This is a genomic window from uncultured Gimesia sp., assembly GCF_937919775.1.
In the GTDB taxonomy this organism is placed as follows: domain Bacteria; phylum Planctomycetota; class Planctomycetia; order Planctomycetales; family Planctomycetaceae; genus Gimesia.
The window spans coordinates 1-9,714 of the sequence record NZ_CALFPF010000158.1 but is presented as its reverse complement, the minus strand read 5'-3'; the positions used below and the strand labels follow the sequence as shown (position 1 = coordinate 9,714).

General features: G+C 52.6%; 9 protein-coding genes. 3 read left to right on the top strand and 6 right to left on the bottom strand.

What is annotated here, in order from left to right:
- The first annotated feature begins 158 nt into the window (after nucleotides 1-158).
- Both Q0294_RS04330 and Q0294_RS04325 read left to right on the top strand, forming a co-directional pair.
- Entirely contained in the window at nucleotides 159-815 is a 657-nt protein-coding gene (locus Q0294_RS04330; RefSeq protein ID WP_299461293.1) for a MotA/TolQ/ExbB proton channel family protein, read from the top strand.
- Nucleotides 812-1,687 (top strand): hypothetical protein, encoded by an 876-nt coding sequence (locus tag Q0294_RS04325; RefSeq protein ID WP_299461291.1) that lies wholly within the window; start codon nucleotides 812-814, stop codon nucleotides 1,685-1,687. Before Q0294_RS04330 ends, Q0294_RS04325 begins: the two co-directional genes overlap by 4 nt.
- 216 nt (nucleotides 1,688-1,903) lie before the next feature.
- On the opposite strand, the gene Q0294_RS04320 is transcribed toward Q0294_RS04325, so the two are convergent.
- Both Q0294_RS04320 and tdh read right to left on the bottom strand, forming a co-directional pair.
- A complete protein-coding gene (locus Q0294_RS04320; protein ID WP_299461289.1) occupies nucleotides 1,904-3,088 on the bottom strand; it encodes a glycine C-acetyltransferase in 1,185 nt (394 codons plus the stop codon).
- Between the two features lie 50 nt (nucleotides 3,089-3,138).
- Complete coding sequence (gene tdh / locus Q0294_RS04315) at nucleotides 3,139-4,170, bottom strand: L-threonine 3-dehydrogenase (RefSeq protein ID WP_299461287.1); 1,032 nt, start codon at nucleotides 4,168-4,170, stop codon at nucleotides 3,139-3,141.
- A gap of 129 nt (nucleotides 4,171-4,299) precedes the next feature.
- Here tdh and Q0294_RS04310 point away from each other — a divergent pair, with 129 nt between their 5' ends.
- Nucleotides 4,300-4,917, top strand: coding sequence for a helix-turn-helix domain-containing protein (locus tag Q0294_RS04310; protein WP_299461285.1), 618 nt, complete (start codon nucleotides 4,300-4,302; stop codon nucleotides 4,915-4,917).
- Between the two features lie 18 nt (nucleotides 4,918-4,935).
- On the opposite strand, the gene Q0294_RS04305 is transcribed toward Q0294_RS04310, so the two are convergent.
- The 4 genes from Q0294_RS04305 to Q0294_RS04290 form a co-directional block, all read right to left on the bottom strand.
- The gene (locus Q0294_RS04305) at nucleotides 4,936-5,976 is read right to left on the bottom strand and encodes a bile acid:sodium symporter (RefSeq protein WP_299461283.1); all 1,041 of its coding nucleotides are present in this window, start codon (nucleotides 5,974-5,976) and stop codon (nucleotides 4,936-4,938) included.
- A gap of 39 nt (nucleotides 5,977-6,015) precedes the next feature.
- Nucleotides 6,016-7,701 carry a hypothetical protein gene (locus tag Q0294_RS04300; RefSeq protein ID WP_299461281.1) on the bottom strand — a complete coding sequence of 562 codons (1,686 nt, stop codon included), beginning with the start codon at nucleotides 7,699-7,701 and terminating at the stop codon, nucleotides 6,016-6,018.
- A 143-nt stretch (nucleotides 7,702-7,844) separates the two neighbouring features.
- The gene (kdsA, locus tag Q0294_RS04295) at nucleotides 7,845-8,705 is read right to left on the bottom strand and encodes a 3-deoxy-8-phosphooctulonate synthase (RefSeq protein ID WP_299461279.1); all 861 of its coding nucleotides are present in this window, start codon (nucleotides 8,703-8,705) and stop codon (nucleotides 7,845-7,847) included.
- A 50-nt stretch (nucleotides 8,706-8,755) separates the two neighbouring features.
- A complete protein-coding gene (locus Q0294_RS04290; protein ID WP_299461278.1) occupies nucleotides 8,756-9,652 on the bottom strand; it encodes a diacylglycerol kinase family protein in 897 nt (298 codons plus the stop codon).
- Nucleotides 9,653-9,714: the final 62 nt, after the last annotated feature.

Sequence of the window (9,714 nt, the reverse complement as noted above, 5' to 3'; positions counted from 1 at the left end):
CTATGATACTCGGTCCAAATGGCCCTGGAGACGCTACAGTAAACCTGGACACAGGATAGGACCGTTCTCTTTAGGCTGAGACTTTCGTTTTGCGTTGAGCGTCTTTACGAGCTAGAATTCTGGTACACCGAAACTATTCACCAATCTGGAAATCATTGATGTCGCAGTATTTAAGCCAGCTCTCCGGACTCTCCACATTTCTGATCATACTAGCGTGCGGGGCGCATCTGTTCTTTTTCCTGGTGCTCTGGATCTGGTCCCGCCGCGATTTAAAAGGCATCGCTTCATCGCTGGATGATTTTACGCGAGGATTAAAACATCGCAGCCTGCTCGATTCCACGGGCCATCTTTCGGATCAGATCGAAGCCTTTCTGGCGGACGTCAATGAAACGCTCGATCCCAAGGCCAACGCCGTCGACCGGAAAATCCTTTCCGAGCGGGTGCATATTCTCGATGAAAAACGCCGCTATCTGAACTCACATTTCTTCGAGACCTGCTACAACATCTGTCGCACAATGATCGAAGCTTATCCGCTGGCGGGTGTGCTGGGAACGATACTGGCGATGGGCGCAGCACTGCAGCTGAATGTCGGTTCTGAAACTTCCAGCACGATCAGTTCCATCGTCAGTCATTTTGGTGACGCGATCTGGTCGACCTTCGCCGGCCTGGCCGCTGCCATTCTCCTGATGTTTATCAATAGTGCTCTCGAAACATCATTTATGGGACTGGTCGAGAATCGGCACCACGTTCGCGACACCGTCGTGCGGGCAAAACGCGAACTGGCTCTGGCAGCCGGAGGCGACAAACCAGAATGATCAGCCGACGCCGTTTGACATTTCAACTCACGCCCCTGCTCGATCTGTTATTGATCGTAATCTTTGCACAATTCATGGATACGCAGGAAACGACGGCCCGCATCGAACAGCGCGCGGAACAACAGGTCGCACAGGCCGAGCAGAAAACGGCAAAATATTCAGAACTCAGCGATCAGGCGCGCCGGAAGATCGATACGTTATCGGAACAGAATGAGCGGGCATTGCGCGACGCGGCCCAGACAAAAGAGATGGCGGTCGAGATGGAACAGCGCATGCGCGGCATCCAGCAGCTTTCGGAAAAAAAGAATCAGGAGTTGACCGAACAACTCAAAGAGGCGCAAGAACAACGTAATCTGGTGGGTGAACTGGTGCAGCAACTGTTTCAGTTACCGGACCAGATCATTGATCCGCTGTTAGAATCAAAGGCCGAACCTGATTCCGAGAAAACCAAAGCCGAGATCGAGCGGATTAAACAGCAACTGCAGGAACTGGCGGGCGCGAAAGCCGAGGATGTGATCAGGCATTTCCTGACTTACGACGAACTCACCAAACGCAGTGATATCTGGGAACTGTATCTGACGGAAAACGGCGTTTTTCGCCTGAAAATTGGCAAACAGTCAACCGACTTTCGCGCGGATTCGGCGTCGTCGTTTGTTGATCGTTTTTATGCGATTTATAAAACGGTCCCGCAGCCCAAGAGCCTCGTAATCATTCTCTTCTCGTATGGCGACGCGAAAGCGTCCGTCCGCTTCGCCGCCACACAAGGCTTACCGCTGATCGCCGAACGCATGCGAGCCGACAGCAGCGGCAGGACCCGCTACGAATACGCGGTGATGGGTTTTGCGCCCGAGAAACCGGAACCGGCAAACTGAATCTTACCAGGTCGCGTTAATTTATTAGGCTTCAATGTGATTCTCAGGATCATAACCGAACCCAGATCGGCATTAACCGCGGCTAACGCCGTGCGGCTGATCTTGTTTTGGGGACATTGAAAGTAGAATAGACCAATTAGCCGAAGGGCGTTAGCCCCGGTTCGTTACCATATGCAAATGCCAATTTGAATTAAGAAACACGAACTGGCATCAGTGCTAAATCCCCAGTTCCTGTTTGACCTCTTTGAATTTCTCAATCGCGAAGTCCAGGTCTTCAATCGAATGAGCGGCGGAAATTTGCGTTCGAATTCGTGCTTTCCCCTTGGGAACTACAGGGAACGAAAAGCCGATCACGTAGATGCCCTTCTTTAACAGAGCCTCAGCGACCTGCGCCGCCAGCGAGGCATCACCCAGCATGATGGGGACAATCGGATGTTCGCCTGGTAAAACGTCGAAACCGACCTGCGAAATACCGGCGCGGAAATGTTTTGTGTTGGCTTCCAGTTTATCGCGAAGTGCGGTGGAAGCGGTCAGCAGATCGATAGCGGCGATGGAAGCGGTCACAATCGCCGGTGCGACGGAGTTCGAAAAGAGGTAAGGCCGCGAACGCTGTCGCAGGAGTTCAATGATTTCCTTGCGGCCGCTGGTATAACCGCCACTCGCGCCGCCAAGCGCTTTACCCATTGTGCCGGTCAGAATATCGATGCGCTCGATCACGTTATGAAATTCATGCGTCCCTCTTCCCTGCGGACCCATAAAACCGACCGAGTGAGAATCATCGACCATAACCAGCGCATCGTATTTGTCGGCGAGATCACAAATCGCCGGCAGATTGGCGATAAAACCATCCATCGAAAACACGCCATCGGTGGCGATCATGCGGAAGCGGGCCGACTGTGCCTCTTTGAGCTGTTCTTCCAGATCCTGCATGTTGTTGTTTTTGTAACGAAACCGCTGCGCTTTACACAAACGCACGCCGTCGATAATGCTGGCATGATTCAGTTCGTCTGAAATAATCGCGTCTTCCGCGGTCAGCAGTGTTTCAAACAGGCCGCCGTTTGCATCGAAGCAGGATGTATAAAGAATCGTGTCTTCGGTTCCCAGAAACTGACTCAGTTTGCCTTCCAGTTCCTTATGAATGGACTGGGTTCCGCAGATAAATCGGACCGAGGAAAGCCCGTAACCCCACTGATCCAGACCGGCATGGGCGGCGGCGATGACGTCCGGATGTTCTGCCAGGCCGAGATAGTTATTCGCACACATGTTGAGCACGGGCTCGCCTTCCGCGACGCGGATATGCGCGTCCTGCGGAGTCGTAATAATGCGTTCCGATTTATACAAACCCTCTGCACGGATAGCAGCGAGTGTTTTTTCCAGTTCCTGTTTGATCGATCCATACATGGGACAAGTCCTGTTCGATTTTGTTGATTCGTATTTGAGTGGTGCGTTTGTTAAATATTCTTCCAGTCGAGAATGACTTTTCCCGATTGGCCGGACATCATGACTTCAAAACCCGCTTCGAATTCACTGGCGTGGAAGCGGTGCGTAATGATGGGGCTGATATCGAGGCCGCTCTGCAGCATGACCGTCATTTTATACCAGGTCTCATACATTTCGCGACCATAAATGCCTTTGATCGTCAGCATGTTGAACACCACGATATTCCAGTCGATGGCGATTTCCTGTTCGGGGATGCCGAGCATGGCGATTTTGCCGCCGTGACACATGTTGTCCAGCATGTCGCGAAACGCCTGCGGATTACCCGACATTTCCAGGCCGACATCAAAACCTTCCGTCATTCCCAACTCTTTCTGCACATCGGCGATGGTTTTTTCGCGGACATTCAGCGCGACGGTCGCACCCATCTTCAGTGCCAGGTCCAGCCGATACTGGTTCACATCGGTCACCACCACATGTCGCGCGCCGGCATGCCTGACGACGGCCGCCGCCATTACGCCAATTGGACCCGCGCCGGTAATCAGAACGTCTTCTCCCAGCACCGGAAACGAAAGCGCCGTATGGACGGCATTGCCGAACGGATCAAAAATCGAAGCCACGTCGCGATCAATCGAATCGTCGTGATGCCAGATATTGGTCATCGGCAGCGAGATGTATTCCGCAAACGCACCGGGACGATTCACGCCCACCCCTTTGGTATGCGCACACAGATGACGTCGACCGGCAAAACAGTTGCGACAGCGGCCGCAGACCACGTGCCCTTCACCGCTCACGATTTCGCCGGGCGTGTAGTCGACGACGTTCGAGCCGACCTCCACAATTTCGCCGACAAATTCATGGCCCACCACCATCGGCACCGGGATCGTTTTCTGTGCCCAGGCGTCCCATTTATAAATATGCACGTCGGTGCCACAAATTCCTGTTCGATCGACTTTGATCAAAACATCATTGATGCCGATCGTCGGAACAGGAACTTCTTCCAGCCAGAGGCCCGGCTTGGACTCTTTTTTGACCAGTGCTTTCATGATTTATCCCTTTAGCCCGAAATTTTAAAAGTTAGTATCAGCGATTCCTTTATAGCGGCTCATTATCCAGTATAATAGAAAACAGATTCCTTTTTGCAAGAGAAAAGATCCGGTATATTGGAAAATAAAATGTCGGCAAATCCCGCCAGAAAACAAACGGCCACCAATCCGCCTGTGGAACTCTCGCCCGATGAGATCAGCGGACAGCTTTCGCAGCGCGTGCGCGCGTTACGCAAAGAACGCGGTTGGTCGCTCGATTCGCTGTCGGCGGCGTGTGGAGTCAGCCGTTCGATGCTCAGTCAGATCGAACGGGGCGAGGCCAATCCGACGCTGGCGGTCACGGTTCGTATCTCACAGGCATTCGGGATTGCGCTGGGAGAACTGGTCGAAGCGCCGATTTCCACGTCTTCCATCGAAGTGATTCGCGCCGAAGATCGGACCTTTCATTACCGTTCCGATGCCGAGTGCCGGATTCGCACCCTCTCCCCGCTGCATCTGGAAAAGGATGTGGAATTTTATGAAGTGCTGTTGCACATCGGGGGCAAATTGAAAAGTGCGCCGCACTTCAAAGGCACACGCGAATTTCTCACAGTCGAAAAAGGAAAGATCGAACTGCAGTCGGGCGATGATACGACTCTGCTCGGTCCGGGAGACTCTGCCAGTTATCGTGTCGATGTGCCGCACACCATCGCGAACGCGGGACGCGGAGAGGCGGTCATCTTTCTGGTGGTGATTTACCAGAACTGACGGCAGACCGAATTTGTGCTACTGTTCGCAGGCGGAAACGGGTTGTTCTTCCCGTTCGAGAGGCACTGCTTCTTCTTCCGTGTCATATTTTTCACGATGCCGGTCGGCCAGGATCGTATCAATGAAAAACTGCGAGGTGTGGAACATCAGCATCGGGAAGACGGCAGACGGTATCCCCGCATCGCCAAACATCGAGGCATCGGTGGCGACGAAAACCGCGATCGGCAGGGTTTTCTGGCTACCGGCCAGCGCGCTGGCAATCTGATCGCGTGGATGAAAACGCAGCGTTTTTCCCAGAAACATGTTGGTGAAAAATCCGCTGACGTGGACGATGATACAACTGATCCAGACGATGGCGACGGCTGCGAAGGAGATGCCTGTTTCCGAGGTTTTAATGCCGTATCCCGTCTGGACGGCCGCCAGCAGCACCATCAGCAGGACGAAGACCAGCGCCACCGTTCCCAGTTTGGAAGTAATCCCGTCGGCAAACTGTTTGACCCTGGAATTAAGCCTGAGGATTTGGCCAAAGACCACGGGTAACATGGCGGCGTAAAACAGTTTCGTGACCATTTCGACGCGATCGAATTCAATTTCTCGTGAAGTGATCAACAGGATCCAGAAGGGGACCGTTAAAAAGCAGGCCCCGTTGGTGATCATCGTGACCATTAAGGAAATCCCGTCGTTGCCCCCCGCGCGGCGCGTCCAGACGGAAGCGCCACATAAGGTACAGGGGACAGACGCCATAATGATCAGACCTACCTGAAAATCGGGCGTCAGTTGCAAAGGCAGCAGAGCCCAGGCGACTAAGGGCAGCAGAATGGCATTCGTGGCCAGAGAAAGAATCAGCGGCCCCGGTTTTCTGATGGAGGTCAGCAGATGCTCTGAATTCAGGCTGAGCGACATCAGAAATAAAACGATGGCCGTCAGCCAGGAAGGACGAATGAACTGCCTGATCCGGGAAAGATTTTCTGCCGGTCCCTGATGGCCTGCGAGCACACCACACAAAATAACCACGGTGATAGCGGCGAGAAACCAGCGGCGACGGAGGAAGGCAAGCATGTCTCAGATTTCGGTTGAAGTTATGCCGATGAAAGCGTTTTATTTCTTGGGTTCTCGATCCCGAATGGCTTTCCAGCGTTCTTTCAGATAAAGAAATGCCGGCTTGAGTGCCTCGGGGGGTTTATTTTCTGAGACGGAAAAAATCGCGCTGGATAATTTACCCGACTTGGCATCGCTGATCGCCATCAGATAGGTGGCCGCCAGTGTGCGATCGGGATCGACACGCGAATAAATTCTCAGGTAATCATTAAACGACCGGGAAGCGGAAGCGTCTTCTCCCTGGATATACTGTCCGAGCGCCAGGAAATACGCCGCCTGTTGTGCCGCCATCAAATGCATCAGCCGCGTTTCCTGGGGCACGATTAAATCTGACGGAAAGCCTGCTTCCAGACGCGTGGTGACATAGCTCTGAATTGCTGCCTGCTGGTCGCCCATGAGTTGTCTGGTTCTGGTTTTGAGTAATTTACGCGAGGGAGCGCCCCAGCGGACTTCAAAACCTTCCGGTTTTTGAATCCGGGCCTTCGCATCGTAGGGGACCGGCGCGCGGAACGGTAATTTCATGGCGTCGATTTTCTTAAGAACTTCTTCGCTTGCGCCCTGGTTCTCGTTGATTTGCTGATCCGGGTATTCCGAAACTTTAATCTCAGCCTCTTTCAGAATCCCGTTTCCGATGCTTTGAATGTGAGCAATAAAACCGGGGTCCCCTTCCAGCGGATCGAGATTCCGAAACAGGACGAATGTCTGCTTGCGCGACAGGGAATCTTCCAGACGTCGCATCCGGGCCGACCATTCCGAGCTTTGGCCCATAATCAATACCGGTGCGGCTTTCAGTTCTTCCGTCGAAAACCGGTTTTTGGCATCTTCGCCGTAGAAGTTTTTCAGGAGGTCCGGGTTTTTATAGACGGCGTCGAGCGTCGCAGGGTTTTGAATGAGAAACGCGTCAGCGGGCTGTTCTGCAGCAGGAATCGGCAGTCCCAGGACCGGATCAAACAGATAAATGTTTTGATCAAGCAGAACTCCCACAAGCAGTTTGAAGGGACTGGGCGCAGCGGGGCGAAACAGAACCGCATCGATGCGGAGTTGTCGTAATACATCGATATAGACCCAGGCGCGTTGCTCTGCGGAACCGATTCCCAGAATACTGATTTCGTAGGGAGAAAGTGGCAGTACGTTTTTTTCATTCGTGACGAGCACAATATTATTCATACAGTAGTAGAAGGCCGCCGTCGCTCGTTCCACATCGCCGGACTGGCCTTCGATGGCGGCCGTCATCATGCCGTTAGAAAGCTGTGAATCGCGGATGAATTTGCCATCCAGCTCAGTGAATCGCGTGAGATCCATTTTTGCGAGTTGCGCTTCACTCAGATATTTTTTCAGGAACGGCTTTTGTGAATCGGTGACGACCGGTGGTTTGGTGTCGAAACTTCCGCATTTAAAAGTCCATTGGTTCAACAGACCCACGGCCCGCTCCATTGAGGAACTGATTCCCAGGCGATCCGGTTCCAGCATGCTCATGGAATTGTCAATGTAACTGTTGCAGTCCAGATCGTCTTCTGTTGATTCGGAGTTCTGGGAACTGTCTTCCGAGTTCGCGTTCTGTGCAGGCGGCGGTGCCGGTTTTTTACAACCACTGGGAACAGTTAACAGAAGAATGATGCAGCAGATTCCTGCCAGAGCAGGCAGGCGAAATCGATGCGTTCGGTTGAGCAGTTGGGTCAAAATCATGTTCGTCGTTGTTTCGTGATACTATACATTTCCACCCGTGTTTCTGGTGGAAATGAGTCGTTAAATAATCAGCTCAGTCTCTCTGAATGAATACTGAAAAAAATGAATATTGCGACACTTCTTTTCCATACTATAACCAATTTTCAATCAGATGGAATGTCTGTCAGGCCCCCGATTTCATTAACCAGAGAGCGGAATTTCTGCAGATTCACGGCAAAATCGGAAAATTGATCCAAAGATAACATATTAGGGCCGTCGCTCAACGCTTGAGAGGGATCGGGGTGCGTTTCTGCAAACACCCCGTCACAGCCCGCGGCAACAGCGGCTCTGGCGAGAAACGGAATCATCTTCCGATCTCCCCCCGTCGATTTCCCGCCGGGAGTCTGCACACTGTGGGTCGCATCAAAAATCACCGGGGTTCCCATGCCGTGCATGATGGGAATACACCGCATGTCGTTTACCAGTCGACCGTACCCGAAGGTGGTTCCCCGTTCGGTCAGCATCAGTTGGTCCAGGCCGAACGCTTCACATTTTTTGACGGCGTGAATACAGTCTTCAGGAGCCACAAATTGCGGCTTTTTAATATTCACCACTCCCTGATATTTCAAGGCGGCTTTGGACGCTTCCTCCAGTAGATCGGTTTGGCGTGCGAGAAACGCGGGAATCTGCAGAATCCGGCAAACTTCGGCGGCGGGCGCTGCCTGATATGGCTCGTGGATATCCGTCGTCACTTCCAGCCCGGTTTCCTGTTTGACTTTCGCCAGAATCTCGAGACCTTTTTCGAGTCCCGGACCCCGGAAACTGTCGACGCTGGTGCGGTTGGCTTTATCGAAGCTGCATTTAAAAACCAGCGGCAGGTTGTGCTTCGCGGCAATTTCCGCCAGTCGTTTGGCGGTCGTCAGCACCAGTTCTTCACTTTCGATCACACACGGCCCGGCGATAAAGAGCAAAGGGAGATTGGTACCACACTGAATGTTTCCAATCGTGACGGGGTTTTGAGGCACGGGTGAATCCTTTCCTGCTGCATAAAGTGAGAATCGACATTGAGAATGAATTATTGATCATTTGCAGGAGTTGAGCAAGGGACGATGAACCGGGCTGCGGCCGGAATGATTCTGATGTCTGCCGGCGTTGAGCCGGTGGCGTCACCGTCGGTCTGAATGGGAACCGGATGAGCGGACTGAATCCGAATCTGTTTCGCCTGCAGCTTCTGAACGCTCCTGGAATCAAGATGCGTTCCCCGTATGATTCGAAACACATATTTGATCATGCTCCAGATCCCTTTCTTACGGAGGAGAATCAGATCGAGCAGTCCGTCATGGTCATTGGCCGCAGGTGCAAAATTCAGATTCAATCCATACGCGGGAATGTTCACCACAATGACATGGTAGGCGGTCATTTCCTGTTCCCCTCCATCAGTTGTGATGTGAAGTGGTTCAAACGGATAAGCACACAGAGTTTTCCAGATGGGTTTCAGGTAGCTCAAGTGGGAAATATTACCTGTGCGACTGAGCGTCAGGGCTTCCACCACCGCCGCATCAAAACCGATGCTTGCCATCAAAACAAATTTGCGATCGTTGATCTGGCAGAGATCAATTTCCCGCGAAACACCCCGGCTGATCATTTCCGCGACAAACTGACCTGATTTTTCGATCCCAAAATAGCGGGCCAGCAGATTTTCCGTCCCCAGCGGAAGAATGGCAATGCATTGATCGGGATAGCGATTAATTACATCCTGCACCGTTCCGTCGCCGCCGGCTGCCACGATACACAGCGGCTGATCTTCGGCCGCTCGCTGCTTCAGCAGTTCCTGCATGCGATCCCGGTTGGAAAACAGCCGCGGGCGAATGCCTTTCTGTTTCAGATGAAGTACCAAATCCTTGATCAGCAAGGCCCGATTTCCCGCGCCGGAAATCGGGTTTCTTTGAATGGCGACCCAGGGAGTGGACATAGTACTGCATTCTTCTGTATCAGTGATAAATTCGCGAAAATTTGTGGTTCGCGAATCTGGCG

Excerpts from the sequence above, each read along its gene's own strand:
- Q0294_RS04300 (WP_299461281.1), bottom strand. The coding sequence starts at position 7,701 with ATGATTTTGACCCAACTGCTCAACCGAACGCATCGATTTCGCCTGCCT.
- tdh (WP_299461287.1), bottom strand. The coding sequence starts at position 4,170 with ATGAAAGCACTGGTCAAAAAAGAGTCCAAGCCGGGCCTCTGGCTGGAA.
- Q0294_RS04325 (WP_299461291.1), top strand. The coding sequence starts at position 812 with ATGATCAGCCGACGCCGTTTGACATTTCAACTCACGCCCCTGCTCGAT.
- Q0294_RS04305 (WP_299461283.1), bottom strand. The coding sequence starts at position 5,976 with ATGCTTGCCTTCCTCCGTCGCCGCTGGTTTCTCGCCGCTATCACCGTG.
- Q0294_RS04330 (WP_299461293.1), top strand. The coding sequence starts at position 159 with ATGTCGCAGTATTTAAGCCAGCTCTCCGGACTCTCCACATTTCTGATC.
- Q0294_RS04320 (WP_299461289.1), bottom strand. The coding sequence starts at position 3,088 with ATGTATGGATCGATCAAACAGGAACTGGAAAAAACACTCGCTGCTATC.
- Q0294_RS04310 (WP_299461285.1), top strand. The coding sequence starts at position 4,300 with ATGTCGGCAAATCCCGCCAGAAAACAAACGGCCACCAATCCGCCTGTG.
- Q0294_RS04290 (WP_299461278.1), bottom strand. The coding sequence starts at position 9,652 with ATGTCCACTCCCTGGGTCGCCATTCAAAGAAACCCGATTTCCGGCGCG.